Raw genomic sequence first — 25494 nt, 5'->3', positions numbered from 1 at the left:
TCTTTACTCGATGTTCAAGGCGCCCGAGCCGGGCAGCTTGGTCACCAGAGCAGCCCCCAACAGCTTGGCGGGCGTGTAGGCACCGCCCGTCGGACGCACCTGCAACAGATGACCGACCACACTCAAGGCGGCATGAATCGTCAGGCTGTAGACGTTGGTGGTATGTACCCGCGCGACCTTGCGATCACCCCGAGCGTTACGCGCCTCGCCCCACACATAGGTGCCTTGGTCGGCACGCTTTTGCTCGTCCGGGCCGACCACTGTCTTGCCGATGCGCTCCTTGAGCAGCCTCTGTACCCAGGGCCACCCCAGCAACGGGCGGATGAGGTTGGCGAATCTGGCACCGCGGATCATGCCGGCAGAACCCGGTATGAACACCTCGATATTGGGAATGCCGGTGGTGTGATAGGCCGTCGAGACATCGCCCCAGGGAATCGTCATCGACAGTTTCTCACCGGCGCCGAAGTCGATACGCCGTACCCGATACGCCAGCGGCACCGAGACGATCTTGCCGTCACGACGAACCTTGCCGCCCTGCGCCATGCCTTCGACGGAGGTCTTGGCAGTACCGGGTGAAAAGCTGGAACGGGAATCGAAGCCCAATGCCAGGTGCGTGGCATCCGGCAGCGCCTCTTTCAGTGCGGCGGCGACACAATCGGTCGGAACTACGTCGAAGCCGACGCCGGGGCAAATGACCACCCCCGCGGCTCGCGCCCGCTCATTCAGGGATTGGGCATGTTCGAATACGGCGATCTCGCCGGTAATGTCCAGGTAGTGCGCACTGGCCCTCAGGCAGGCTTCGATCATCGGTGCCGCGGTGGCTGAAAACGGCCCCGCGCAATGCAGTACCAATCCAAGCCCCTTGACCTGCGCAAGCAAGCGCGCGTCGTCATCGAGCCCGAACACCCGGGCTTCAAGGCCCAGCTCCCGGGCCAGGGCTTCGACCTTGTCGCGATTGCGCCCGGCCAGCACCGGCCTGAGCCCATGCTTGACGGCATCACGAGCGATCAACTCGCCGGTATAGCCATTGGCGCCATAGATCATCCACTTCATCTGCGCATCCAGGTTGTCTTGCTGACTCATGCGTTGCTCCTGACAGAATTGATAACAAGCATTATTGCCTTGCCCCTTGCGCATCAGACGCTAGCGTTAAAGTCAGGTTGAGGGTCAAGCAGAAGTACGAGCGCATCCGCGGAAATTATTTGCCATCGCGGGGTTGACCTTAAAGCCAGGTTTAAGGTGAGCATGCGCCGAACTGCTCGCCTGATGAAGCCGCAATGATGATCAAGCTCCTTGTTTCCTGTGTATTGATATTGATAGGTGGTGCTTTCATGACAAGTGCAAATGCTCAGCCGAACTCCTCGATGGCAGGTTCCAGGGAGCGCCAGATACTGGTGATCATGACCAACCACGCCAGCTATCCCTCACGCAGCGACACCACCGGGTTGTGGCTGACGGAGCTGACACATTTCACCGATGTGGTGGAAGCTGCCGGCTACACCACAGTATTTGCCAGCCCCAAAGGGGGCGCGGTGCCTCTGGACGAGCGGAGCCTGGGGTGGTTGTACATGGACAAGGCCGCCCGGCAGCATTTGCAGTCCGCTACCTTTCGCGCTCGGCTGCAGAACACCCTGTCGATCGCTGATGTGGACCCTTCCCGCTTCAGCGCCATTTATTTCACCGGGGGCCACGGGGTCATGTGGGATTTTCCCAACAACCCAGATCTGCGGCGCGTGGCCGAAACCATCTACAACCAGGGTGGCATCGTCTCAGCCGTGTGCCATGGCGTAGCGGGTCTCCTGGATCTGAAAGATGACCAGGGCCACTTGATCATCAAAGGCAGAAACATCACCGGATTCTCTGATCGCGAAGAGTGGCTATCGGGAATGAAAAGCCAGGTGCCCTTCTTCCTCGAGGACCGGCTCGTGAGCCAGGGCGCGCGTTACCACAAGGGCTGGCTACCGTTCACTTCATTTGCCCTGACTGATGGAAGGCTGGTGACCGGCCAGAACCCGCAATCGCCCAGGGCCGTAGCTGAAGCCGTGACCGCCGCGCTCTGCGCGAGCGACGTAACTCGCTGCCCCCCAGGGTCGATCCCGGCCCCTTGAAAAAGAGCGACTGAAACTCGCAACCCAGCTTTCGACAGCATTGCTGTTCAACCCATTTGCCAACGCAGCGTTGGCGGAGACGCCTGAAATGCCCAGTCCGACCGACACCACCTCCATCGATATCGCCGGCCATCAGGTACCCGTCGTCAAAGGCGGCCTCTACGACCGTTTTCGTTCCAACCCCCCGCTATCGGTGATCGCCGCCGAACTACCAGGCGTTGATCTGAGCTGGTTCAAGAGCCTGGAAAAGAACAAGGTCGAGATTGGCTTCGAGTCGTTTTCGCCCAACTTCTACTACCAGAACAGCCGGGTTACGGCTGTCTATACGGCTGACCTTAACCGGCTCCGGGCGCTGATGCCGCCCGAACTGGCAGCAACGGTGCAACCGCTGCAAATCTGGCCGGGGCGTGGGCTGATCGCGTTCACCGCCTATACCTACGAGCACTGCGATAACGACGCCTACAACGAGGTGGCCGTGTCGATCATCACCAACAGACCCGGCAAAGCCAACCTGGGTCCACTCACATTGATTGGTCAGTCGATCTCGGGAGACTTCTGGGGTTACGTGCTCAAGTTGCCGGTCAATACAGAGTTGGCACGGGTGCGCGGTGTCGTCGGTTACAACCTGCCGAAGTGGCTGACCGGCATCGACCGCAAAGAGAATGCGCAATCGGTGGTCTATGACATCACCGACAGCCAGACCGGCAAGCTGGACATCTCCTTCACCGCGAAAAAGCTCGAGAAGTTATCCCGCAGTGTCGAAATCATCACCAACAGTTTCACCAACCTCGATCACCAGGGCCAACTGGCCTACGGGTACGCTGTTTCCCGCCAGCTCAGCCACGGCACCAGCCGGGACGCCGATGCGGCCATCCTCACATTGGGTGACGGCAGCCTCTCGAACTACATCCGCACCTTGAAGCTGGGGAAACTGCTGAAGTACGAATATGTACCGCAGTTCCAGGGCGCACTCTATGCGCCAAACCCCCTCGCTACGCTGGTTGGCGAGCGCTGAGAGCCGGGACGCCCGTCAGGCCCCGTAGGCCTGGCGGGTGGTTCTCTTCCTGGCGGCCCCTGCCGCACGCTTGCCCGAAGCAGGCGCCACGCCCTCTTCGCGCAAACGATTGATCAGCATTTGCGCATTGTCCGCACACGCCATGCCCTCGGGTTTGCCCTCGATGCCCTTGATGACCAGCAGCAGTTGCTCCTTGTTCTGGGCCAGCCGCTGCTGCAGGACTTCAATTTCCTCGACCTTTTGCTTGAGGCCACCCAGCAACTGATCGTGTTGCCAGCCACTGGCATTCATCGGCATCAACTGGCGAATTTCATCCAACGAAAAGCCCGCTGCCTGGGCGCCGGTAATGATCTCGAGAACCCATTCGGTATCCGGTGCGTAATCGCGATATCCATTTGCCTTGCGCTCGACCGATTTGATCAGGCCACTGGCCTCATAAAAGCGGATGCGAGAAGGCGCCAATCCGCTGATTTTCGCCAATTCACCAATTCTCATATCTCACCCATAAAAACGGTTGACCTTGAAGTTGACTTTAAACCTAAAGTCATAAGGCGGCCAAGCGGCTCAAGTTCAATGCATTGCTCCGCCGTCATGGGCTCATGGGTAGATGCAGATCAATCGAGAAACACAGCCTGTGCAACACCTATCCAATGGGCTGCACTTCGTTCATCAGGGCCAAGGCCGAATCTCTAATCGGTCGAGGTCATACCTTCACTCAGGAGATACGAACATGGGATACGTCACTACGCGGGACGGTGTTGAAATCTTTTACAAGGACTGGGGACCACGTGATGCTCAGGTCATCTTTTTCCATCATGGATGGCCGCTCAGCGCAGACGATTGGGACGCGCAGATGCTCTTTTTCCTGGACCACGGCTATCGGGTCGTTGCCCACGACCGACGGGGGCATGGGCGCTCCAGCCAGGTCTGGGATGGCCACGACATGGATCACTATGCCGACGACGTTGCCGCCGTGGTCGATCACCTCGGCGTACAAGGCGCCGTCCATGTCGGGCATTCCACAGGCGGGGGTGAGGTCATCCATTACATCGCGCGCCACGGTGAAGACCGGGTGTCGAAGGCCGCCATCATCAGCGCCGTGCCGCCGCTGATGGTTCAGGCTGCGAACAATCCTGGCGGTTTGCCGAAATCGGTTTTCGACGACCTGCAGAGCCAACTGAAAGCCAACCGTGCACAGTTCTATTACGACGTTCCGGCAGGACCTTTTTACGGCTACAACCGCCCAGGTGCGAAACCGTCCGAGGGCATCGTGTGGAACTGGTGGCGACAAGGCATGATGGGCTGTGCCAAGGCACACTATGACGGGATCGTGGCGTTTTCTCAGACCGACTTCACCGAGGATTTGAAGAGCATCAAGATCCCCGTACTGGTGATGCACGGGGATGATGACCAGATCGTGCCCTATGAAAATGCCGGAGTTCTGTCTGCCAGACTTCTGCAAAACAGCATCCTGAAAATCTACCCCGGTTTCCCCCATGGAATGCCGACAACTAACGCCGATACCATTAACGCTGATCTACTGGCGTTCGTGCGGAGCTAAACCACTGGGGCGGGTAAAGACCCGCCCTTGCTGGCTTAAAGCCGGGGCAAAGACTGAGTCGCCGCCATCGCCCGCAAGGTACGCTCAATGAAGTTGCAAGGCGGCAAAATAGCCGCCTCGGAAAACACGAGACTAAAAAACCCCGCAGAACGATTTAGCCAATCTATTGCATCGACCGGCTGAATCCACAGCCAGAAGCGGTCACTGCATAAACTCGGCGCACGCAAACCGGCAAACCGGAACACCTGCGGTGTCCACGCTCTGGAAAAAGACTCAGTTGCCCAAGTACTTTAACAATAGGGCCAACACCCAGTCTTCTTGCGAGGCCAATGCCGTGCTGATCTCCTCGCATCTCCCATTCAGAGACAGCAGGTTGCCAGCCAGTACTTCTCCACTGGACATGCACATATCCAAAACAATACTAAAAACCCCGTTACCTACCTGCTTGCTTTCAAAAACAAGCTCAACCTCTTCAGGGAAGATCGTCAGGTAGACGAAGAGTATTCCATTCGCGTATGTGTAGTGGCCATGATTTCTTTTGAGTAAACCACTCTGGCTTTTCGAAGCCTTCACATAAACATTATCTAAAAACCTTTGAAGAACGAGCAAAGGCTCTGGCTTTTCAGTGCTCATTGGGTTTCCTTGCGAGCAGTAGACTTCAACACGCCATTCTAACCAACATCGACGGTGCCCGAGCTGCACGATGCACAGGGGCGGCCATCTGCGGGTCATTGCCATCTGTGATGAGTAATTGCTCTTAGCTATGTGCTTACCAGCCCAGGGCCTCGCCCCCCCAACAAACAGCTCGCACAATGCAACCTGGGTAGCGAGAATAGGAATTCGAACCCCTACCTGAATCTGCACTGACCGCTTTGGGCCGATTGCTGCTGCACCACAAGAGTAAAAGATGGAATTTTATGATGATTGATAGCCTGGAGGTTCAAGAGTTCGATTACCTTGAACAGGCGTTACTTGAAGTGAGCGTGCCTTTCAGTGAAATAACACGTCAGTACGCACGCTATTTGCTCAGCCTGATCGACGGCGGTGTACTGGCTAGCGTTTCCGCCCCTAAGTTGAAAGTGCTGATTCCATATATCGAAAAAAGCATCCAGCGAGAATCTATAGAAAGCGATGAGAATCTCTGGAAAAGTCTTGTACTAGAACTCTGGACGGTAGAGCAACAGCACCGTAAATCAGATGAAGACTTTGCGAACCTCATTCGCTGCGTACTTTTTTGCTTTGCAACAGAAGAGTGCTGGATAGAGGAAGGCACTGGGGACGCGACACCTGTCTATCTTTATTTTCTGGCTCTAAAAAAATACTACCTGGCACAAGAAAAGCCTTTATTAAAAGCTTTCAAGATTTTATTGCAGCCAACGGAAAATAAACGTTTCACGAATAGATTGGCCCGGCCAGGCATCTTTAGACTCACTGCGCTGAAACGCCGCCAGACGGGCCTTGGCGGCCCGAAACTCTCGAAACCGCCCCAAAAGCGGGTTCGGGCACATGATCCAAAGCACTGAAACTGTTACGCCCGATCATGCCAGGACATCCACATACATTTGATGGAGCAACGTGCGGCGAATCTCTGGATCGGTTCCTGGGGCAGAACGATGGTTTCCTCGAACGCGCCGGGATGTTCGCCATTCTTCGCCTTATATCTTAAAATGCGCGGTTGCCGAAGAACCGTCATGACCATAGCCATGAAAGGCTTCCATTCTTTACAGATAAGTGTGGTCAAGATGAACAAGCCTTTCATTACACTGTGCCCTGAAATCACTCGGGCACACGCGCTGACATTGATGGATTGGTTGGAGGATGAGCGCGTTACCTGCTATTTGAGCGATTCGCGTCATGTCTCCCGCTCCATCGAACAAGTCATCGATCGGACTCAATTGCCGATCCTGACCCATCTATTCAACCGGGACGGCCGGTTCTTCATGGCCTATGACCGGCATGACGCCCCGGTGGGCTTTGTCCGTCTGGTCAAGACCGGCGCCAATTGCGAGATAGTCCTGGTCATCGGAGACAGCGACAAATGGGGCCGGAACCTGGGCGCCCGCACCATCCGCGAAGGCATGAAACTGGCCTTCCTCGACATGCGGGCCGAGAAGCTCATCGCCAAGATCCACCCGGACAACACGCGCTCGCTGAAAGCCTTTCAGCGCAGTGGCTTTGTGCTTGAAAGCGAAACGCCGACATTGAAATCATTTTCCATGACGGCCGAGCGCTATCTCCACTTCTTGCGCAAAGGTACCGTTGTCGACTCCACTGAGATCTACATCACTGAAATCGACAAGGCCAGGCTCGAGAGCCTGATCGTGTTCGAGCAAGGCCCGACGATTGTTGAACTCGAACATGAGCTTGAGCGAGCCATTGTCGTCAAGCCCCAGCAGGTGGCGCGCAACGTCATCACGATGAACTCCAGGGCCTTGCTGCAACTGGACGACGAAGAGATCGAAGTGGCCTTGGTCTACCCAGAAGACGCGGACAGCACCGCAGGGAAGCATTCGGTGTATTCCGATATAGGCGCCGCCATCCTTGGCTATCAGGAGGGGGACGCCATCGACTGGCGAATCTCTGATCGCACCCGCCGGATTGAAATCAGGAAAGTGCTTTACCAGCCGGAGGCTGCGGGGGATTTCCACCTGTAAGTGCGCCCTTTGCTTAGTGTTCGGCCATCAAGCGCGAGGATTCCCCAAAGGAGAGTGCCGCGCTTTTCGTGCTTGAGCGGCCCGCTGATTTGGTCAAATGCAGGAGGCGGTAGAACAGGTCTAGCCGGCTATCGGTGTTGATGACTCAACCAAAGATAAAATAAGCCGCCGCGGCGATCAGTCCCACACTCAACGAAACAAACGACACAAAAGACACCCATTGAAATGCCTTGGTGGTCTCCACCGTAGTGGAGAACGCCATGGGCACAAACGTCAGCGGATTGACCACGCCACCAAACATCACCAACGCAACGACCCAGTCGGGAAGCTGAGGATTGGCAAGCGCGGTGACCGCCATCACCGTCCCCATGATGATCCAGTCCAGATGCGCCTGCCGCACGCGCATCGGGTTGACCACACCTAGGGCACGGAGCTTGGCTGGGTAGTCGACGGAAGCCAGAACGGCAAAGCCGGAGAGCGCACCCAACATGATGGATAAGAGCGCTGTAGCCAAAAGTACATGAACCATGAGTTAGCCTTGATGATTCCGGGCCGGCCTATGCACGGCCACCCGGAATATAGGGTTGAGGAGATATTCAGTCGTCGCGCAGCGTTAAACCGGTACGTACGCGTCGATCAATCGAGAGCTCGAAGACATCCGGGCGCAAGTAATGACCTGCCACATCGAGGTCATGGTGCTGGGCATCGATCTGCGCAAGGTCGATGGTTGCCAGGACAATTCCAGGTTCCCCAAAGAGCGGTGCCGTCACCCAGGAACCATCTGGAGCGACCACACCAGATCCACCATTGAACAGTAAACGCTCCTCCAGTCCGTTGCCGCCAACCCCAAGGCGGTAAGCCGTCAGTAACTCGGCTGGCACATCAGCAACGTTCAGGTACTGGCCAGCGCAAAGCACAAAACAGCGCCCTTCGAAGGCATAGGAGCGGGCAGCAACATGGTGCATTTCCGTCATGTCCGGCCATGCCGCCACATGAATCTGCTCGTCTTGTGCATGCAGGGCCTGGCGCGCCAGCGGGTGCCAGTGCTCCCAGCACACCAGCCCTCCCACGCGACCAACCGCGGTATCGACCACCCGTAGACCTGCGGCATCTCCGTTGGCCCATACCGTGCGTTCGGTGTGGGTCGGCGTCAGTTTGCGGTGCACATTCAAAATGGTCCCCTCCGGGCCAATAGTGACTAGAGAGTTGTAGAGCGAGCCGCCGTGGCGCCGGGAGCGCTCGTTCATACCCATCACCACGGTGACTGCGTTAACACGCGCAGCCTCGCGAAGCACCGCAAGGTCATCGTCCATGTCGTCAGGCTGGCCAATAACCGGGCTGTCCGCCAGTAGCTTGGCGTACCAGAACTTGGCTTGCGCATCGTCCCAGCCCGCCATTCCAAATATCCATGCGGGGTAACAGCTCAACCACGTTTCCGGGAATACCACGAGTTGCGCCTCCTTGAGCGCAGCACTCTTGATATGTTCGGCTGCCAGGCGCATCGATTCGGCTCGATCAAGAAGAGCCGCAGGCATTTGCACAATAGCGACTGTTTTTTCGCATTTGCTGATCATCTAAAAACCTTTTTCTGATGGTCGTTTATCGGTGAGCGTTCAGCCGGCAATACCTTCAAGCACGAGCTGACTTTGGCGTTGCGCTGCGATCTCCGATGAGCGTTCGAGGTTGCGCGCCAACACGAGATACAGGCCGCCGGAAATCAACAAGCCGGGGATGAATGCGATATCCGCACCGCCCAGTGCCGCAGCTACTGGGCCAACGAAAAACGGAAGCGAGAAGAACGGCACCATTGCGACAAAACCAACCAGATAGGCCAGTACACCTCGCCAGGCCCAACGGCCATATACGCCGTGCGGATTGAATATTTCGGCGATGGCGTATTCGCCTTTGCGAATCGCATAAAAGTCGACGAGGTTGACCGCCGTCCATGGGATGAGGAAGTACAGCATAAGCAGTACAAAGCCATTGAAGCTGGCCATATAGGCATCCGGTAACGCCAAAGCGATCACCAGTGACAGCAGGCCCACTACGCTCAGGCCGATCACTCTCACGCGGACACCGGGGCGTACCGGACGGAAGCCGTCCACCGCGCTGATTCCAGTTAGCATGGCGCCATAGCTATTTATGCCGGTGACCGACAACTGCGCGACGGCCCCCACCAACGCGACGAATATGCCAAAGCCAGGGAAGAAATAATTACCGGTTTGCACCAGCGAAACGATGCCATCGGCGCCCGGTATATAGCTGGACAACACCGCTCCCAGCGACATCAGCCATATCGCCGACGCAGTCGCGCCCAAGTACGTCCAGAAGATCAGCCTGGGGCTGGACGAATCTTGAGGCAGGTAGCGCGAATAATCGGAGACATACACCGAATAGCTGATGTTGTACCCAGCAGCAAGTGACAACTGCACGAGAAACGCAGTGGTGTTCCAACCCGAGTTCACCGGTATTGGAGCTGCCGCGGGCAGTGCAGTAACAGCCATCAACGTCACGATGCCAAACACGGCAATTAGCAGATACGTGAGCCAACGTTGCACAAAGTGCAACAGGTCATATCCCACCAGTGCAATCACGATGCTGATCGCAATCAACATGGGGTACCAGAACCACGTCGAGCCCGGCAGAACCAGCTGTATGGCCTGAGTGACCAAAATGACGCCGAATACTATAAAACCGATGTAAACAAAGATGGTCGCCGCAAACGGCACAATGGCACCGCGGCTACCGAATTGCGCACGAGACTGAATCATCTGCGGCAAGCCCATCTTCGGGCCCTGGTTGGCGTGCAAGGCCATGAACACGGTGCCAAAGCCAGCACCTATTGCAATCGCCAGTACACTCCACATTATGCTGAGCCCCATGCTTGGCCCAACAAAGCCGACCATCATGGTGAGAAACACAAAGTTGCCGGTAAACCAGAACGGGCCTTGGTGCCAGACCTTCCCGTGCCGCTCTGCACGAGGCACATAATCGATTGAGCGAGCTTCAATGGCGGGCCTGCTCGATCCGCTACTTCGTTGAGTTGCCATACCGCACTCCGTAATCGTTATTTTTGTTCTGGGTGAAGTTTTGCTTGTGTGGGCCGCGGCAGTGGCTCCCCTCCCCGCAACACTGCCGACCAGCAGCACCGCGAGTATCGGAAGAAAAAAATGGCTGGTAAATCCTGCAGTACGGAACCTGACTTACTCGAAATCGCAACTAAAAAACGGCCTCTTTCGGTGCAGTTCAGTCGCATTGATTCGCAAGGTAAATTTGCTGGTATAAGGGCTGTCCCTATAGCGCTTGTGTCTCTACATCGGAGGTTTTGATGCTCACTAATCTCTCAGACGTGGATCTGCGCAAGCTGCGCATCTTTTGCACCATCGTCGAGGCTGGAGGCTTCACTGCCGCGCAGGTACGCTTAAATACCAGCCTGCCTCGCTTGAGCACATTGGTGCGAGATCTGGAAATCCGCCTCGGCTACTCCCTCTGCCGTCGTGGCAAGAGCGGCTTTCAACTTTCCGAACAAGGCGCCCAAACTTATGCGGCGGCGCAGGAACTGTATGCTGATATCGACCGCTTTCATCGGCGGGTAGTCATGCTTAACGAAAAGTATCCAGAGTTCTTGCAGATTGGCAGCGTCGATAACCTACTTTCGCTTGACCAGGCACCGCTGCCGCAGGCCCTCGCTTCCTTTCGCCTGGTTTCGCCCAGTACCCGCATCGACCTGCAGGTAATGCGTGCCGACGAGCTTGAGCAAGCCGTGCTCGAAGGGCGTCTGCACCTCGCCATCGGTTGTTTTAACCACCAGCTTTCAGGCCTGCATTACCAAGCTCTATTCGAGGAAGAACAAAACCTGTATTGCGGGCGTGGTCATCCTTTCTTTGCACGTCCCGACGAGCATTTTACGGACGAGGAGATCGGTGCCGCAGATTACGTAGACCGTGGCTACATGCTCGAAAGCCGCCGGCCGCACAAATTGCGCTTCGGCAACTCGGTAAGCGCTTTCTCCATGGAAGCCATTGCCACACTGATCGCTTCCGGCACCTGCATCGGCTACCTACCGACCCACTACGCCGATATCTGGGTAGCACGTGGCATGTTGCGTGTAATTGCACCGCAGCGGCTGAGGTATAACGCAGCATTTCACAGCATCACCCGACAAGGGCAAGTCCCGACAGAGTCACTGGCCAAGCTGATGCAAGCGTTGCAGGCCGCAAAGCACTCGGTGACATTGAACTCGAGCACGCGAGCTTGAAAAATGACAAACAACCCCGTCCGTCGAAAGCACTTTTCCATACCCTCGGCAAATGGCTGTCGAATACAGCGCCCTTCATTCGCTCATGATTATTTCCTCCACTTAAGTGGAGGACTACGGAACAGTAATAAGTCCACGCAAAGCGGTACGTTGTGATCGGCTGCTTTTAGCCGAAAGCGGTCGTGACCAAACAGGATTGGAATGTTGCTATGACTAGATAACCAAAACATTCCATAGCAGTAAGGGCAATCACATAGCACCCAATCAAAACTTAAGCGCACGCGGTACAAACCCACGCAAGTGGATCAGTGCTGCCATTTGAGGGTCAAGACTACGGAGAGTAGTTGTCCGCTGACGACCATCAGGAAGACAAACTTAGCGCCGCCAGCGTCGACGCGCAGAAAACAAAGAGTCTGTGCTGCACAGCAGCAGGCATTACTGCTCTTGCCCGCAGCACCACCGAGACGCGTATACCCCACGAAAAGCTGCGCGGGGCAGCCACACCTGGAGCAACGTTGAATGCTCAGATTGGCCCGCTCGCGCAGCTTGTTTTGGGGTATAGAACAAGATGGAACCCTTTATATTTTCCTGTTCAAAGCGTCGATTGTCAGTCGGACATGATGCAGACAGTGGTCAAGCCTATGAACCGTAGGCAGGGACTCATCTCTGGACAGCTCCCAGTCTCCCAGCATTTCGCATGCAGCCTTGGCGGCAGAGACTGCGCTCATAAGGTGACTGATATAAATAAGCTGCTGGTTAGTTACCATGTGGGAACTGATTATGTTCGTTACCAACGTATCAAGCCCCTGCCACTTGGCCACGTGACCATTCTTGCAATACCTGCGGGCGGTTTCTCTTGCCTCCAAGCAAAGACGCTTGCTCGGTTGAGAACGCTCAAAGAGCGGACTGTTTGCAAGACAATCTTGAATTTCAGACTGAAGCTCATCAATCGGCTTGATGTTTCCGAGCATAGAGGCAAGCAGAAGGCCGACCTCCTTCGAAATCAAAGTAGCAGCAGTTCTAATGATCGCGTCAGTACGTCTCTGAACCTCTGCAGTATTTTTTTTAGAGTGAAAAACAGGAAAAGCAGCAGCGCCAAAAATAGCCAGGATAGACCCAACAGCTTGCGCCCAGTCAGCGGCCTTATCCTTCACACCAAAAGCATCCAACACAACAAACAGTGCCCATCCCAACGCTCCTATAGCCAGAAATGCCCAGACAACCCATACGCTGGCGACTCTCATTCCTGGAGGCATGCTGAATTTCTTCATGCGTCATGGCTCCCAGCTATCAAAAAGCGCTCAGCATGCCCATTCCAAAGCCTCCCGTCTATGAAGGAGGCCGCGTGAATGAGCTGGCTCTTTTCGCAGGCTCTGGTGGCGGAATACTCGGCGGCCACCTCCTCGGATGGCGCACCATCTGCGCCGTTGAGCGTGATGCCTACGCCGCACAGATTCTGGCGCAACGACAAAACGATGGAGCCCTCCCAACTTTCCCTATTTGGTCTGACGTGTGCAGTTTTGACGGAAGACCATGGAAAGGCCTTGTTGATGTGGTTTCGGGGGGATTTCCCTGCACCAACATATCCATCTGCGGGGACGCCTCCGGCCTGAACGGTGAAGCAAGCGGATTGTGGGTGAAGCAGCGCCGAATCATCGATGAAGTACGACCCCGCCTCGCGTACATGGAGAACTCGCCAATGCTCACTTCTAGGGGGCTTGGACGCATTCTCGGGGACCTGGCCGAACTGGGGTTCGATGCACGATGGGGAGTGTTCAGCGCATACGACGCCGGCCTGGATCACAGAAGGGACCGTATCTGGATTGTGGCCGACGCCAACGGCTTCGGACGGGAAAGGCAGCGTTCTACCAGAGACCGCCAGGAAGCGAGCCGAAAAGTCCTCGCGAGGTGTACGCCTGCCCGAACACTTAACCCTTCTGGGCTTGCTGCCTGGAGGGCGGCACAACCCCGAGTTCAGCGAGTGGTTGATGGGCTGGCCATTGCAATGGACAGACATCGCGCCATTGGAAATGGCCAAGTTCCGCGAGTGGCAGCAACAGCATTTTATGCACTTTCCAAGTGAGGTGGCCGCATGACCACTAACAACGCCCTAAATACAGTTAACGCACTGCAGAGTGAAACACTTGACCAGGACGAACTGCACACCATTACCGGGTATCAGCTCCCATCCAAACAGATCCAATGGCTGACCAACAACCATTGGGAGTTTGTTCTGACCGGTGCCCGACGCCCCATCGTTGGCCGGGTTTACGCCAGGATGAAGTTAGCCGGCGTTAAACCCTCTGCAGCTAGTGCCGTGACTGAAGCCTGGTCACTCAACCTTGCGAATGTGAGCTGACCCGTGCGCAAAAGAACCACAGCCAACCGCGACCTGCCGCCGCGCATGGTGCGCCGTATCAGAAAGGGCAAGAACGGCCAGATCTGGACGGCGTACTACTACGGCGGCAGGGACGCCGCCGGCAAACGCAAGGAAATCCCACTGGGCACCGACCTCGATCAGGCCAAGGTGGAATGGGCCAGGCTGGAACGCAGAGCGCCGCCCAAGCCAAACCACCTGATGAGCTACGTATTCGACCGGTACGAAAAGGAGATCATCCCCGGCAAATCGATTCGCACCCAGTCGGACAACCGCAAGGAACTCAAGCAACTCAGGAGAGCCTTTGAAAACGCGCCTATCGAATCGATCATCCCCCAGGTGATCGCCCAATACCGCGACGCCAGAACCGCCAAGGTCCGGGCCAATCGAGAAATCGCCCTGCTCTCTCACGCGTTCACCATTGCCCGAGAGTGGGGCCTGACCGACAAAGCCAACCCGTGCTTCGGCGTTCGCCGCAACAAGGAAAAACCCAGGGACTACTACGCCGGTGAGACCGTATGGAATGCGGTCTACGCCGAGGCAGTGCAAGAACTGAAGGACGCGATGGACCTGGCCTACCTGACCGGACAACGCCCCGCAGACGTGCTCAAGATCGCCGCCACCGACCTGAACAATGGGTTCTTACTGATTGGCCAGGGCAAGACCGAAAAGCGCCTGCGCCTGCGGCTGGAGGAGGAAGGTGTTCAGTCTGGCTTGAGTGCTTTTATCGAAGACCTACAGGAACGCAGAGCCATCAACGGCATCAGGACGTCGACGCTGATCACCAACGCCTCAGGGTTACGAATGAGCCAGCAGATGCTGCGCAACCGATGGGACGACGCTAGGGAGAAGGCTGCCATCAAGGCAGCGGCTGATGGCGATCCAGCACTGGCTGTCAGCATTCGGCAGTTTCAGTTCAAGGATATCCGGCCGAAGGCGGCTAGTGAGATCGAGCTGACGCATGCGAGCCGGTTACTGGGGCATTCAACCGAGGAGATGACCAAAAAGGTCTATCGACGAGTTGGCGAAATTGTTAAGCCAACTAAATGAGCCGTATGCTACCAAAATCATAACTGGTAGCAAACGGTCAAAATTACGACTACATGTATCTCAGTAGAAGTTGTTGCTACTACTCACAAACGTACGCCATCGTTCCAAAGCTAACAGCAAGGCTTAGAGGACAGGAAAATCCTTCTTGCCTGAATTATCAGCCTTCGTCCAACGGGTAGACCTTAACAAGATCTTCCCAAGCTCTTTGCAAAAACCCATCAACTTTTTCTCTATTATCGCTCTCATTGAATATCGCGGTCAGAGACATATATGGATGAAAATCATCATGAAACTTTGTTATGTACTCACCACCCTTGAGGTACATATCGGCTGAAGCGCCTGTATCTCCAATCGGAATAGGGTATAGCGCACTTGGATTATGAAAGAAAATTGTCCCTTGATTCCATAATTCTTTTCTAGCCTGACGCTCCCCCACTTCATACATGAATGGTGCGGGAAGGACGGCATTAGGGTTATGGTTAAAGCGTGTTCCATATCGAAACATTCTTAGACCTGGGTCATTTCCTTTACCTGCATGGCTAATACGGTTGAAGGTAGGAATGGTCCCGGTGTTGCAAAAAAGCACCCCAGATATGTTTTCCGAACCTGGCAATTCAAAAAAACCAGATGGTATTTTTTTGGAGCCCTTTACATGCTCATCAATTGGACTATGGTGGACAACTAAATTTTCTGCCTCATCCAATTTAACTTCATATTCAACACCATAAAGGTACTGACTAAGAGCAGACGAAGAGGAAGTCAAGGATCCTGGGCGACTGAAGTCTTGAATTGCAATAGCGAACGGCCTTCCTTGAACTTGAGGTAGTTTCCAATATTCTTTCTTTAGCTTTGTGAACAATGGACTGCCAAGACGTATAGGAATTTCATGTCGATAAAGATCAACCAACTCGCTGTCTGTACTATCAATATCTGGAAATAAAGAGTAAGGAACAACTCCTTTATTACCTGATGGATTTGCCGTTACGGCTTCTACTGCTATCGTAAGCTCACCTCTACTCAACAGAAAGTCTGGACGATCATATCTTCGATCTACTGCGAAACCTTGCGAGATGAACAACTCATTCAAAAACAACTCAAATGTCTTTTGATCAAAGCCAGTGGTCTGAAACTGCTCGACAAAATTGCCATCTGGGTCGGTGAAAGTCTTTTGAATGGACCTCAAAATAGTTCGCGCAGGTTTGAAGGCTGGACTTTTTTTGAGCGCTACATATTGTGAATGCAGCTTTTTTTTGTTGCCGCCTGGATCTTTAAATAAATCTATACTCATCTTTCATACCTTTTAACTAGCAAAGTTAGACGATACAACTTAGATAAAGCGAAAGCAACCAATCGACTTAGACCATACTTCATCATCTAATAAATCAAGGGCCTACTTCTGACTGAAATGAGTCGCCCCCAGACAATCTGACCTAAATACAGCTATGACTAGAGAACCAAGTCAGCTTATAGCAATAAAAGTAATTACTTAGCGCCCAACCTAGTCTTATTCGAATGTAGTACAACCCCACGCAAATTGGTCATTGCTGCCATTTCGGGATCAAGACCATGCAAAGTAGTTGTCCGCTGGCCACCACCAGGAAGATAAACGATTAGATCGTCTCCTTGAAAAGGTAGGAGCTGGTGTACATCGCCCACTCATACTCAAAACTTATTTTCTTCTTCCATGAACAACTCCTGTATTAGTAGGTATTTACCTGCGCGATCAACAATTCTCTGTCCGCATCATCGTCAAGCGCATGCATTTTTCTATGACAGTTAGGACAAAGTGCAGCCGTATTTTCCACAGTATCGGCCCCTCCTTTAACCAGCCATACGATGTGGTGGGTTTCTAGAAAAGGCGTACCGTCCGCCTTATTGAACGGTGCAGGCTCCTGGCACAGTTCACACATCCCTTTCGACCTGCGCTTAGCATGTTCCGCTACCCAGACGGAACGCTGATGCTGGATAACTTTGGCACTACGTTTTCCAACATTGGCCCGCCCCTGTCTCCGAGCAAGCGCCTCCACTTCAGCATCACTCAATTTACGAGCTTGCTTCTCTTTCACCTCGTTTAGCTTTTGCAGCGTGGAATCTGAAATGGCCGGTAAAGCACCTGACTTAAGGCGTAGCGGAAACACCCACACAAAGCGCTCCTGTCCCTCAATGTCAGGCTGCCTCTCCTGATACGGCTCATCAGCCAGCTCCACCTCACCGATGTAGGTATAGGTTTTAGCGGTGAATACCTCGAACAGATGCACGGATACGCCGTTGGCACGGGACTCGTTCAGCGTTCTGTTTTGGTTAAATTCCAGCGACTGATCACCCTGCTGCCCCATACCGGTGTAGTGCAGCAAATCATTAACCCAGCGATCGTCATAAATGGACGCCACATGGTTCGAAACGATGACGAGGGTGTTAGTACGATTTGAGCGGCGCATCCCACCTTGCGGACTGCATTGAAACAAACGCGTCAGATCGTCGTTATTGAGATTAGAGCCTGGGACTGGAGGAACAAAATTAACCATATGTTCGGATGATCTCTTCAGCAATTGGAACATCAGCAGGAGCAAGGTCGTATTGCAGTAACTCGTGAGGTCGCACCCACTCGATCAGGTCATGTACCTGCGGGACGAATTGGATGGATTGCAAAACGACGCTGACGGCGATCAGTTCGATCGTGCCGCCGGGATAGGTGTAAATCGAAGAAGTGAGAATCTCGCCGGCGACGGACTCAACACCCAACTCTTCACGTAGTTCACGGGTGATGCAGTCCTGCGGTGTTTCGCCATGCTCAAGCTTACCGCCGGGAAACTCCCACATGCCCGCCAGCTTCTGGCCTGGAGCTCTGCGCGTGATAAGAATTTTCCCGTCGCGATGTACGACCGCGGCAGCTACTGGTGCTTTCATAGCGCGATTCCTTATCGCCAAGTCCGAAAGATCCATAGGAACGAAGGGAAAACATCTTAGCCGAGAACCATCACCAGTCCGCACTCCGGGAAGGGAAATTCTCTTCAGTGCGACGCCAAAAACAGGCGAGTTGCGGAAGCGATCCAAAAAATTGCGGAAGTGATTGCCCAAATCCCAGGCAATAAAAAACCCCGTAGACGTTAATCTACGGGGTTTTCAAGGGTGGAGGCCGAGGTCGGAATCGAACCGGCGTAGGCGGATTTGCAATCCGCTGCATAACCATTTTGCTACTCGGCCCCAAATGTCCAATGCCTGAAACACAACACTGGACACGTACAAACTGGAACGGCTAACGAGATCAACTTCATCTCGTAACTCTTTGATTTCTAAAGAGTTTTTCCGTTTCCTCGCTGAGGAATGGTCGCAATTATGGACGTGTTTTCCATTCCTGGCAACTCCTATTCGAGATTTTTTCTGCCGGGCTGTTTCTACAGGTTTCCGGGCTGAGCCAATCCGTCAGGCGAACAGCCTGGTGTTCGCCAACGAGGCGGGATGATTGCACAAACCCATCCAGATAGCTGCCCCCTTCTGTGTTTGCCCACCTACCCGATCGGGTTATGGCGTGGGCCGGGGCGCTCGCGGACAGTTACGCCAACGGCTCGACCCGGGCTCCTTCCATCACGTTCAAGGCGGAATTGAAGTATGCGTACAGCTTTCCCTGCGATGTTTGGCGTGGTTCTGGCACTGACGACGGCTTGGGCCCAGGCCGGTGAGCCCGGAGAAAAGACCCTGCGTTTGTACAACTGGTCGGACTATATCGGCGAGAACACCCTCGCCGGGTTCGAGAAGGCCACCGGGATCAAGGTGATCTACGACACCTTCGATTCCTATGAAACCGTCCAGGGCAAGCTGCTGCCGGGGCGTTCCGGCTACGACCTGGTGGTGCTCAACGCGGCCCTGGTGCCGCCCTTGATCAAGGCACGGGTGTTCCAGCCGCTGAACAAGGCCTTGTTGCCCAGTTGGCAGAATCTCGACCCGCAGGTGCTCAAAAGCCTGGAAAGCTACGACCCGGGTGTGCAGTACTCGGCGCCCTATACCTGGGGCAGCAATGGCGTGACCTATAACGTCGACAAGGTCCGCGAGCGCATGCCGGACGCGCCCATCGGTTCTCTGGCCATGCTCTTCGATCCCAAGGTGGTGTCGCGCTTCGCCGATTGCGGGGTGACGCTGCAGGATTCGCCCACCGACATTCTGCCGCTGGTGCTGGCCTACCTGGGGCGCAATCCCAACAGCGCCGCCCCCGAGGATTTGAAAGCGGCGCAGGATGCCTTGATGGCGGTGCGCCCTTATATCCGCAAGTTCGACTCCACCAGCTACCTCAATGGCCTGGCCAATGGCGACCTGTGCGTCAGCGCCACCTGGTCCGGCGACTACGCCACGGCCCAGGCCAGGGCCAACGAGGCCGGGGCACCGGTCAAGCTCGACTATTTCATTCCCAAGGAAGGCTCGCTGATCTGGTTCGACGACTTCTATATCCCCGCCGACGCGCCGAACGTGGCCAGCGCCCATGCCTTTATCCAGTACCTGCTGCAACCTAAGGTCATGGCCGAGGTCAGCGACTACATCCGCTACGCCAACGCCAACCTCAAGTCCACGCCACTGTTGAGCGCCGAGGTGCGGGACAACCCGGCGATCTACCCCGATGCCCAGACCCGCGAGCGGCTGTTCACCCAGAAGATCCAGACGCCCGCCAGCACCCGGCTGATCACCCGTACCTGGAACATGGTGAAGATCGGCAAGTGAGCCCCCCGCCCCCACAGACTTTCCACCCCATATTGCTACCCGAGGTGAAGCCCATGGCTATCCAACCCGACGCCTTCTTCCAGCAGTTCGACGATTCGAAACTGGTGGCCGCCGACAAGGCGCACTACATGCACGGCTTCCATATGTTCGACGAACACCGCGAACAGGGGTCGTTGAATATCGCTGCCGGCGACGGCGCCTACATCTATGACACCGCCGGCACCCGCTACCTGGATGCCGTAGGCGGCATGTGGTGCACCAACATCGGCCTGGGCCGCGAGGAAATGGCCGAGGCCATCGCCGACCAGGTGCGGCAACTGGCCTACTCCAACCCGTTCTGTGACATGGCCAATGTCAGCGCCATCGAGCTTTGCCAAAAGCTGGCAAGCCTGGCCCCGGGGGACCTGAACCACGTGTTCCTGACCACCGGTGGCTCCACCGCGGTGGACACTGCCTACCGCCTGGTGCAGTTCTATCAGAACAGTCGCGGCAAGCATGAGAAGAAGCACGTGATCTCGCGGCACAACGCATACCACGGCTCCACCTTCCTGACCATGTCCATCGGTAACAAGGCTGCTGACCGCGCGCCTGAATTCGACTTCATGAGCGACCTGTTTCACCACATCTCCTGCCCCAACTACTACCGGGCGCCGGCCGGCATGAGTGAAGCGGACTTCCTCGAGTTCCTGGTAGCGGAATTCGAAGACAAGATCCTCACCCTGGGCCCGGACAAGGTGGCGGCGTTCTTCGCCGAACCCATCATGGGCTCCGGTGGGGTCATCATTCCGCCCGAGGGTTATCACCGGCGCATGTGGGAAATCTGCCAGCGCTACGACCTGCTGTATGTCGCTGACGAAGTGGTGACCTCCTTCGGCCGCCTGGGTGCCTTCTTCGCCTCCGAGGAAGTGTTCGGCATGCAGCCGGACATCATCACCACTGCCAAGGGCCTGACCTCGGGCTACCTGCCCCTGGGCGCGTGCATTTTCTCCGAGCGCATCTGGCAGGTCATCGGCGAGCCGGGCAAGGGTCGCTGCTTCACCCACGGTTTCACCTACAGCGGGCACCCGGTGAGTTGCGTCGCGGCGTTGAAGAACATCGAGATCATCGAGCGGGAAAACCTGCTGGCCCATGTCGAAGAGGTCGGCGTCTATATGGAACAGCGCCTGCAGACCCTGGCCGAGCTGCCCCTGGTGGGCAGCGTGCGCTGCAAGCGGCTGATGGCCTGCGTCGAATTCGTCGCCGACAAGCGCACCAAGGCGCTGCTGCCCGATGCATTGAACATCGCCGAGCGCATCCATCTGCGGGCTCAGGCCAAAGGCCTGCTGGTGCGCCCCATCGGCCATCTCAATGTGATGTCGCCGCCCTTGATCATCACTCGCCAGCAGATCGACGAAATAGTCGCCACCTTGCGCGACTGCATCCTCGAAGCCGCCGCCGAACTGCGCCAGAACGGCCAGTACCTGGGCCAATGACCCCTAGCCGGTGGCAGCGCGAATATCGGCCCGGGGTCTTACCGGGCCTGCGCCCGACCGTTAGACTGCCGGGCATGAGCGCACCTGCAAACACTTCTACCGCCCCCCTGAGCCTCCCTGCCCTGCAGGCCTGGCACACCTGCCTGGCCCAGGCCTTCGGCAGCGTGGACGATGGCACTTTCCTGCAGCACCTGGCGACAGCGCTGAACGCCCTGACGCCCATCGAATCGATGATGATCAGCCTGGAACGCAAGGGCCTGCCACCGCAATTGCTGCATGAACGGGGCATAGTCGGCGCCTACCGCGACGAGATCATCAACCGCTACTTTTCCCGCGGTTATCTGCTGGATCCGTTCTGCCTGGCGGTGGAAAACGGCCTGGCCGAAGGTTTCTATCACCTGTCGGAAATCGCCCCGGATGACTTCTTCAGCAGCGAGTACTACAAGACCTACTACCTCAAGACCGGGGGCGCGGAAGACAGTTACTACATCGTCGACCTCGATCCCCAGAGCAAGATTTCCCTGTGCATGTTCCAGGGCCTGAGCGGCGAGCGCTTCGCCAGCGAACCCCTGGAGCTGCTGCGGGCGGTGGAACCGCTGGTGCGCGAGCTGATCCGCCGTTTCGGCAGTGGCGGCCTGCAATCGCTGTTGCGCCAGGCCAGTCAGGACGCGCTGCCCGCCCCGGCCCCGGCCAACTTCAACCAGCAGATCGAAGCGGCATTCATGAGCTTTGGCCAGCCACTGCTGACGGTTCGCGAGCGCGAAATTGCCCACCTGATCCTGCGGGGGCACTCGGTAAAATCCACGGCCAAGGTGCTGGAGATTTCCCCGGAAACCGTGCGCATGCACCGCAAGAACCTCTACACCAAGCTGACCATCAACTCCCAGGCCGAGCTGTTCGCGCTATTCATCGACTGGCTGACCCAGCCCCCACCGCCCAGCCAAAGCCCCCTGTAGGAGCGAGCGTGCTCGCGATGCGCTCAAAAACGCCGCGGTCACTGAGTGAACGCGGCGTTTGCGTTGCCGATCTTCGCGAGCAAGCTCGCTCCTACGGCCTTTCCATCAGCGGGCGGCCCAGGCGTTGAAACGCTGCTCCAGCTCCTCGCCATGATCGACCCAGAACCCCGCATCCACCGCCCTGGCGCCCTTCAAATTGGCCTCGAAGGTCGGCAGTTGCCGCTGCACCGCCTCAGGCAGCAACGGCAGCGCCTGACGATGCACCGGCCCGTAGGGGATGTTTTCAGAGAACACTTTCTGCGCCTGGGGCTGGCTGGCAAACAGAATGAAGGCTTCGGCCAGGGCCTTGTTCGGCGAACCCTTGACCACCGCCCAGTACTCCGGGTCGTACAGGCTCTGAGGCCAGAGGATGCTCAGTTGCATGCCCTCCTTCTGGGCCATGGCAATGCGCCCGTTGTAGGCTGCGCTCATCACCACGTCACCGGCCACCAGCCACTGCGGCGGCTGAGCCCCGGCTTCCCACCACTGGATATAGGGCTTGATCTGGTCGAGCTTGGCAAAGGCCCGGGTCACGCCCTCGGGAGTGTTGAGCACCTGATACAACTGGGCAGGCGCCACACCGTCGGCCAGCAAGGCAATTTCCAGGGTGTACTTGGCGCTCTTGCGCAAGCCGCGCTTGCCGGGGAAGTCCTTGAGGTTCCAGAAATCCGCCCAGGACTGCGGCGCCTTCGCCAGCTTCTGCGGGGCAAAGGCCATGACCATCGACCACACATAAGTGGCGACCCCGCATTCGGTCAACGTGCCGGGCACGTACTGCGCCGGGTCCCCGAAACGGGTCAGGTCCAGGGGCTCGAACAGGCCTTCGTCACAGCCACGCAGCAGCTCCGGGCTCTCCACTTCGACCACATCCCAGCTGGTCTTGCCGACATCGACCATGGCCTTGATCTTCGACAGCTCGCCATTGTATTCGCCGGCCACGACCCGGGCCGCCCCGCTCTGGTTGAATGGCTGGAAGTAGGCCTGCTCCTGAGCCTGTTTGGTGGCTCCGCCAAAGGAAATGACCGTGAGGTTCTGCGGCTGGGCGTAAGCCCCGGTGCACAGCAAGACCCACGACAACGCAACGCCGCAACGCAAGGTGTTGGACATGAAACCCATCCTCAAGAAAGCCGGCTCGCCCGCACGAACCCGCACAACAAGAGCCTGGAAGCGACCGTATGCAACGGGCGGTACAGCACCAGGCACTACGAGTCTTGGTCAGCGGCGCAAGGGCTCGCGCGGCGCAGGCCGCGTAGCCGGATCATCACCGTTGCGGGCTCTGCGGCCCTGATCGTTTGGTGTAGTGGCGACCCGTCCGGAGCAACCGGCCGTGGTCATGCGCGAATGGCAGTTCATCGCTTGCTCCCTGTTGTTTTTGTAGGAAGAACAAATCGATCGGCAGTGCACCGCAGGAGCGCCCGTGGCAGTCGGGCAGGCGGATGCAGGGGTTCATTGTTTCCATAACCCGGGGCGTTGCGAAACGAGGTTTTTGTGAGGCACAGGCAAGGGAAAAGCTGCCTAGAGGACAGCCGGGGTAAAAAAGCCGCAACCGGGCCGGCCGGCATAACGCAAAACACCCCGCAGGCGTATCACGCCTGCGGGGTGCCTTGGTCGATCAGGGCTTCAGTCCAGCACCACCAGCCCTTCACCCTGTTCCTGGCGATCCCCCGATCCGCGCTATCCAGTAGCCGGCGAAGATCATGGCAAACAGCGGTATCACCACCGTAAAGACCTTATCCATGGGCCGCACGCCTGCGGAAAATGCGCTGCTCGGCATACACCGCCAGCTGGCGAGGGGTGTAGGTGGACGCGCGATAGAAATCCATTACCCCGCCCATCACCTGCCGGTACTGGGACTCGATATAGGGCATGGAGGTCAGCATCTCGCTTTTCAGGCTGTCCACTATGGGCCACAGCTCCCGGTCGGCAATGGCACCCACATCCAGCCCGGCCGAAGAATAGTCCGCAAGAGCCTGACGGATAGTCTGCGGATGCAGGCCTACATAGTTGACGAAATAACTCTTCTTATCATGGGTGTGCAGAAAGTCCGGAATATTCAGGACACCGTAGTTGGAAAGCGCTTCAAACTTTCCACTCACCGCGCGATAGACACTGGGCAACTGTAAAAACGCCTCTTCGCACTGATGAGCGGCGCTGATCAGGCCCGGCAGATCAAGTTCCGATGAGCCCAGTTTTATATTGTTGGCCTGGCACAACTTCACAACTTGTTCCAAAGGGGCAATACCGGAGCGATTGCCAACGCCGGCCAATGCCCCTTCAACCATCTGGAACCCCGAATGAATGGCCTGCATGGTATTGGCCAGCGCCAGCCCGTTGTCATTGTGGGCATGCAGGCAGAACACCCGTTGAGGGAAATCCTTCACCAGCCCGGAACACAGCCATTGGGTCACATGAGGCTGCAATGAGCCCATGGAGTCGTTGATCCCGATGATCTCCACCCCCTGGCTCGCGGCCCACTCGATCTGCCGGCAGATTTCCTGGTAGCTGCCACTCGACACCCCATCGCGGAAGTTGTTGAGCACACTGGCCTTGAACCTCACCGCGCCGATGCTGCGAAAGGCCTCGATGGCCCGCTCGAACTCCCCCGCCTTCTGCCGGTAGGTGATCATGCAGAAGCTGAACACGGTGTCGGCAATCCACCGGCCATGTCCCTGGCGAGCCTTGAAATAGGCAAATGCGGTTTCCCAGCAGTTGAGCAGAATGATGTAGGTGGCCCGGGTATCGGCCGGCAATTCACCGGCGTCCCGCGCCTGGTACAGACGGTCCCAGACCTGGGGTTCCTCGGGGCCGCAGCCCACCACGAAATCCCTCAGACCTGCCGCCACCATGGCTTTCAGAATCCCGAACCTGGCCTCCACGGTAATGGGAAATACGCTTCGTTCAATGCCCTCTCTAAGGGTTTCATCCACCAGGTAAGGGACCGAGTAATCACGATAGCGAACTCCATTTTCAACCATCATTTCTTTGCTCCTTGCTGATTTTATTATTTGCCTGTTCGCTGTGACGAAACATCAAATTGAAAACCGATGACCACCACACGATATAGCAACAATTAAAAAGACCGAACTAAGACATTTCTGAAAACCCCAATTAACCAACACCTATAAATACGCCAATAAGAGTTACTTAAAGCAGTGATCAAAAAACCAATAAAAAACTCCAGCCATTGAATAAAGAAGTGTTTCAATTGCACGCCAATACACTGCACGCCCCATTGTTTCCGTTGCCGCCCCGGCACCAGCCGGCAACTGGCCCGCACGCCCGCCCAAGAGCGCC

24 protein-coding genes and 1 tRNA gene are annotated in these 25494 nt (G+C 56.4%); 12 read left to right on the top strand and 13 right to left on the bottom strand.

Features of this window, described 5'->3' with window-relative positions; all coding sequences use genetic code 11:
- Nucleotides 1-3 precede the first annotated feature (3 nt).
- Entirely contained in the window at nucleotides 4-1083 is a 1080-nt protein-coding gene (locus KCG88_RS03055; RefSeq protein ID WP_210711722.1) for a saccharopine dehydrogenase NADP-binding domain-containing protein, read from the bottom strand.
- Nucleotides 1084-1277: 194 nt separating this feature from the next.
- Here KCG88_RS03055 and KCG88_RS03050 point away from each other — a divergent pair, with 194 nt between their 5' ends.
- Nucleotides 1278-2108 (top strand): type 1 glutamine amidotransferase domain-containing protein, encoded by an 831-nt coding sequence (locus KCG88_RS03050; protein ID WP_047287240.1) that lies wholly within the window; start codon nucleotides 1278-1280, stop codon nucleotides 2106-2108.
- A 10-nt stretch (nucleotides 2109-2118) separates the two neighbouring features.
- A complete protein-coding gene (locus KCG88_RS03045) occupies nucleotides 2119-3123 on the top strand; it encodes an acetoacetate decarboxylase (ADC) (protein WP_210712129.1) in 1005 nt (334 codons plus the stop codon).
- 15 nt (nucleotides 3124-3138) lie between these two features.
- Here KCG88_RS03045 and KCG88_RS03040 read toward each other — a convergent pair whose 3' ends face one another.
- Nucleotides 3139-3618 (bottom strand): MerR family transcriptional regulator, encoded by a 480-nt coding sequence (locus tag KCG88_RS03040; protein ID WP_019092743.1) that lies wholly within the window; start codon nucleotides 3616-3618, stop codon nucleotides 3139-3141.
- A gap of 235 nt (nucleotides 3619-3853) precedes the next feature.
- Between KCG88_RS03040 and KCG88_RS03035 the strand changes: the two genes are divergently transcribed.
- The gene (locus KCG88_RS03035) at nucleotides 3854-4684 is read left to right on the top strand and encodes an alpha/beta hydrolase (protein ID WP_003829125.1); all 831 of its coding nucleotides are present in this window, start codon (nucleotides 3854-3856) and stop codon (nucleotides 4682-4684) included.
- A 273-nt stretch (nucleotides 4685-4957) separates the two neighbouring features.
- Here the strand turns inward: KCG88_RS03035 and KCG88_RS03030 are convergent, their stop codons facing one another.
- Entirely contained in the window at nucleotides 4958-5317 is a 360-nt protein-coding gene (locus KCG88_RS03030) for a hypothetical protein (protein WP_210711721.1), read from the bottom strand.
- A gap of 287 nt (nucleotides 5318-5604) precedes the next feature.
- On the opposite strand from KCG88_RS03030, the gene KCG88_RS03025 reads away from it, so the two are divergent.
- Together KCG88_RS03025 and KCG88_RS03020 are read left to right on the top strand one after the other, a co-directional pair.
- On the top strand, nucleotides 5605-6207 hold the full coding sequence (locus KCG88_RS03025; protein WP_246882542.1) for a hypothetical protein: 603 nt from the start codon (nucleotides 5605-5607) through the stop codon (nucleotides 6205-6207).
- 168 nt (nucleotides 6208-6375) lie between these two features.
- Nucleotides 6376-7338: a bifunctional GNAT family N-acetyltransferase/nucleoside diphosphate kinase regulator gene (locus KCG88_RS03020; protein WP_080966966.1), complete on the top strand. Its 963-nt coding sequence runs from the start codon at nucleotides 6376-6378 to the stop codon at nucleotides 7336-7338.
- A 145-nt stretch (nucleotides 7339-7483) separates the two neighbouring features.
- On the opposite strand, the gene KCG88_RS03015 is transcribed toward KCG88_RS03020, so the two are convergent.
- The 3 genes from KCG88_RS03015 to KCG88_RS03005 all read right to left on the bottom strand — a co-directional run bounded on the left by KCG88_RS03015 (nucleotide 7484) and on the right by KCG88_RS03005 (nucleotide 10388).
- Nucleotides 7484-7867 carry a hypothetical protein gene (locus KCG88_RS03015; protein WP_011061741.1) on the bottom strand — a complete coding sequence of 128 codons (384 nt, stop codon included), beginning with the start codon at nucleotides 7865-7867 and terminating at the stop codon, nucleotides 7484-7486.
- Nucleotides 7868-7934: 67 nt separating this feature from the next.
- Nucleotides 7935-8912 (bottom strand): carbon-nitrogen hydrolase family protein, encoded by a 978-nt coding sequence (locus tag KCG88_RS03010; protein ID WP_053152175.1) that lies wholly within the window; start codon nucleotides 8910-8912, stop codon nucleotides 7935-7937.
- A 39-nt stretch (nucleotides 8913-8951) separates the two neighbouring features.
- On the bottom strand, nucleotides 8952-10388 hold the full coding sequence (locus KCG88_RS03005) for a cytosine permease (protein ID WP_210711720.1): 1437 nt from the start codon (nucleotides 10386-10388) through the stop codon (nucleotides 8952-8954).
- A gap of 278 nt (nucleotides 10389-10666) precedes the next feature.
- Here KCG88_RS03005 and KCG88_RS03000 point away from each other — a divergent pair, with 278 nt between their 5' ends.
- Complete coding sequence (locus KCG88_RS03000; protein WP_210711719.1) at nucleotides 10667-11596, top strand: LysR family transcriptional regulator; 930 nt, start codon at nucleotides 10667-10669, stop codon at nucleotides 11594-11596.
- Nucleotides 11597-12174: 578 nt separating this feature from the next.
- Here the strand turns inward: KCG88_RS03000 and KCG88_RS02995 are convergent.
- A complete protein-coding gene (locus KCG88_RS02995; RefSeq protein ID WP_210711718.1) occupies nucleotides 12175-12867 on the bottom strand; it encodes a hypothetical protein in 693 nt (230 codons plus the stop codon).
- A gap of 5 nt (nucleotides 12868-12872) precedes the next feature.
- Here KCG88_RS02995 and KCG88_RS02990 point away from each other — a divergent pair, with 5 nt between their 5' ends.
- From KCG88_RS02990 to KCG88_RS02980, 3 genes are read left to right on the top strand one after another with little or no spacing between them, the layout of a single operon-like run.
- Complete coding sequence (locus KCG88_RS02990; RefSeq protein WP_348984522.1) at nucleotides 12873-13679, top strand: DNA cytosine methyltransferase; 807 nt, start codon at nucleotides 12873-12875, stop codon at nucleotides 13677-13679.
- 9 nt (nucleotides 13680-13688) lie between these two features.
- A complete protein-coding gene (locus tag KCG88_RS02985) occupies nucleotides 13689-13955 on the top strand; it encodes a DUF4224 domain-containing protein (RefSeq protein ID WP_210711716.1) in 267 nt (88 codons plus the stop codon).
- Nucleotides 13956-13958: 3 nt separating this feature from the next.
- Entirely contained in the window at nucleotides 13959-15023 is a 1065-nt protein-coding gene (locus KCG88_RS02980) for a tyrosine-type recombinase/integrase (RefSeq protein WP_210711715.1), read from the top strand.
- A gap of 157 nt (nucleotides 15024-15180) precedes the next feature.
- Here KCG88_RS02980 and KCG88_RS02975 read toward each other — a convergent pair whose 3' ends face one another.
- The 4 genes from KCG88_RS02975 to KCG88_RS02960 form a co-directional block, all read right to left on the bottom strand.
- A complete protein-coding gene (locus tag KCG88_RS02975) occupies nucleotides 15181-16311 on the bottom strand; it encodes a hypothetical protein (protein WP_210711714.1) in 1131 nt (376 codons plus the stop codon).
- A 412-nt stretch (nucleotides 16312-16723) separates the two neighbouring features.
- Nucleotides 16724-17581, bottom strand: a complete 858-nt coding sequence (locus KCG88_RS02970) for an HNH endonuclease signature motif containing protein (RefSeq protein WP_246882540.1) — start codon at nucleotides 17579-17581, stop codon at nucleotides 16724-16726.
- Nucleotides 17541-17930, bottom strand: a complete 390-nt coding sequence (locus KCG88_RS02965; protein WP_210711713.1) for a (deoxy)nucleoside triphosphate pyrophosphohydrolase — start codon at nucleotides 17928-17930, stop codon at nucleotides 17541-17543. Before KCG88_RS02965 ends, KCG88_RS02970 begins: the two co-directional genes overlap by 41 nt.
- A 223-nt stretch (nucleotides 17931-18153) precedes the next feature.
- Nucleotides 18154-18227, bottom strand: a tRNA-Cys gene (locus KCG88_RS02960).
- Between the two features lie 405 nt (nucleotides 18228-18632).
- Between KCG88_RS02960 and KCG88_RS02955 the strand changes: the two genes are divergently transcribed.
- From KCG88_RS02955 to KCG88_RS02945, 3 genes are all read left to right on the top strand, one after another.
- Nucleotides 18633-19733: a polyamine ABC transporter substrate-binding protein gene (locus KCG88_RS02955; protein ID WP_210711712.1), complete on the top strand. Its 1101-nt coding sequence runs from the start codon at nucleotides 18633-18635 to the stop codon at nucleotides 19731-19733.
- 53 nt (nucleotides 19734-19786) lie between these two features.
- Nucleotides 19787-21205 (top strand): aminotransferase, encoded by a 1419-nt coding sequence (locus KCG88_RS02950; protein WP_169891343.1) that lies wholly within the window; start codon nucleotides 19787-19789, stop codon nucleotides 21203-21205.
- Nucleotides 21206-21279: 74 nt separating this feature from the next.
- A complete protein-coding gene (locus KCG88_RS02945) occupies nucleotides 21280-22161 on the top strand; it encodes a helix-turn-helix transcriptional regulator (protein WP_210711711.1) in 882 nt (293 codons plus the stop codon).
- Between the two features lie 105 nt (nucleotides 22162-22266).
- Here the strand turns inward: KCG88_RS02945 and KCG88_RS02940 are convergent, their stop codons facing one another.
- Together KCG88_RS02940 and KCG88_RS02935 are read right to left on the bottom strand one after the other, a co-directional pair.
- The gene (locus KCG88_RS02940; RefSeq protein ID WP_047287352.1) at nucleotides 22267-23307 is read right to left on the bottom strand and encodes an ABC transporter substrate-binding protein; all 1041 of its coding nucleotides are present in this window, start codon (nucleotides 23305-23307) and stop codon (nucleotides 22267-22269) included.
- Nucleotides 23308-23930: 623 nt separating this feature from the next.
- Nucleotides 23931-25178, bottom strand: coding sequence for a pyruvate carboxyltransferase (locus KCG88_RS02935; RefSeq protein ID WP_047287354.1), 1248 nt, complete (start codon nucleotides 25176-25178; stop codon nucleotides 23931-23933).
- Nucleotides 25179-25494 lie beyond the last annotated feature (316 nt).

The sequence above is a fragment of the Pseudomonas sp. MWU349 genome (assembly GCF_017947325.1).
GTDB classification, from domain to species: Bacteria; Pseudomonadota; Gammaproteobacteria; order Pseudomonadales; family Pseudomonadaceae; genus Aquipseudomonas; species Aquipseudomonas protegens.
The sequence above is the reverse complement of the archived record's forward strand: the minus strand, read 5'-3'. Positions and strand labels throughout refer to the sequence as shown.

What these genes read in the sequence shown, in the direction of transcription:
- KCG88_RS03000 (WP_210711719.1), top strand. Translation starts at nt 10,667, where the DNA reads ATGCTCACTAATCTCTCAGACGTGGATCTGCGCAAGCTGCGCATCTTT.
- KCG88_RS03050 (WP_047287240.1), top strand. Translation starts at nt 1,278, where the DNA reads ATGATGATCAAGCTCCTTGTTTCCTGTGTATTGATATTGATAGGTGGT.
- KCG88_RS02965 (WP_210711713.1), bottom strand. Translation starts at nt 17,930, where the DNA reads ATGAAAGCACCAGTAGCTGCCGCGGTCGTACATCGCGACGGGAAAATT.
- KCG88_RS03020 (WP_080966966.1), top strand. Translation starts at nt 6,376, where the DNA reads ATGACCATAGCCATGAAAGGCTTCCATTCTTTACAGATAAGTGTGGTC.
- KCG88_RS02990 (WP_348984522.1), top strand. Translation starts at nt 12,873, where the DNA reads ATGGCTCCCAGCTATCAAAAAGCGCTCAGCATGCCCATTCCAAAGCCT.
- KCG88_RS02970 (WP_246882540.1), bottom strand. Translation starts at nt 17,581, where the DNA reads ATGTTCCAATTGCTGAAGAGATCATCCGAACATATGGTTAATTTTGTT.
- KCG88_RS02995 (WP_210711718.1), bottom strand. Translation starts at nt 12,867, where the DNA reads ATGAAGAAATTCAGCATGCCTCCAGGAATGAGAGTCGCCAGCGTATGG.
- KCG88_RS02935 (WP_047287354.1), bottom strand. Translation starts at nt 25,178, where the DNA reads ATGATGGTTGAAAATGGAGTTCGCTATCGTGATTACTCGGTCCCTTAC.
- KCG88_RS03030 (WP_210711721.1), bottom strand. Translation starts at nt 5,317, where the DNA reads ATGAGCACTGAAAAGCCAGAGCCTTTGCTCGTTCTTCAAAGGTTTTTA.
- KCG88_RS02940 (WP_047287352.1), bottom strand. Translation starts at nt 23,307, where the DNA reads ATGTCCAACACCTTGCGTTGCGGCGTTGCGTTGTCGTGGGTCTTGCTG.
- KCG88_RS03055 (WP_210711722.1), bottom strand. Translation starts at nt 1,083, where the DNA reads ATGAGTCAGCAAGACAACCTGGATGCGCAGATGAAGTGGATGATCTAT.
- KCG88_RS03010 (WP_053152175.1), bottom strand. Translation starts at nt 8,912, where the DNA reads ATGATCAGCAAATGCGAAAAAACAGTCGCTATTGTGCAAATGCCTGCG.
- KCG88_RS02975 (WP_210711714.1), bottom strand. Translation starts at nt 16,311, where the DNA reads ATGAGTATAGATTTATTTAAAGATCCAGGCGGCAACAAAAAAAAGCTG.
- KCG88_RS02985 (WP_210711716.1), top strand. Translation starts at nt 13,689, where the DNA reads ATGACCACTAACAACGCCCTAAATACAGTTAACGCACTGCAGAGTGAA.
- KCG88_RS03005 (WP_210711720.1), bottom strand. Translation starts at nt 10,388, where the DNA reads ATGGCAACTCAACGAAGTAGCGGATCGAGCAGGCCCGCCATTGAAGCT.
- KCG88_RS03015 (WP_011061741.1), bottom strand. Translation starts at nt 7,867, where the DNA reads ATGGTTCATGTACTTTTGGCTACAGCGCTCTTATCCATCATGTTGGGT.
- KCG88_RS03025 (WP_246882542.1), top strand. Translation starts at nt 5,605, where the DNA reads ATGATTGATAGCCTGGAGGTTCAAGAGTTCGATTACCTTGAACAGGCG.
- KCG88_RS02950 (WP_169891343.1), top strand. Translation starts at nt 19,787, where the DNA reads ATGGCTATCCAACCCGACGCCTTCTTCCAGCAGTTCGACGATTCGAAA.
- KCG88_RS03035 (WP_003829125.1), top strand. Translation starts at nt 3,854, where the DNA reads ATGGGATACGTCACTACGCGGGACGGTGTTGAAATCTTTTACAAGGAC.
- KCG88_RS02945 (WP_210711711.1), top strand. Translation starts at nt 21,280, where the DNA reads ATGAGCGCACCTGCAAACACTTCTACCGCCCCCCTGAGCCTCCCTGCC.
- KCG88_RS02955 (WP_210711712.1), top strand. Translation starts at nt 18,633, where the DNA reads ATGCGTACAGCTTTCCCTGCGATGTTTGGCGTGGTTCTGGCACTGACG.
- KCG88_RS03040 (WP_019092743.1), bottom strand. Translation starts at nt 3,618, where the DNA reads ATGAGAATTGGTGAATTGGCGAAAATCAGCGGATTGGCGCCTTCTCGC.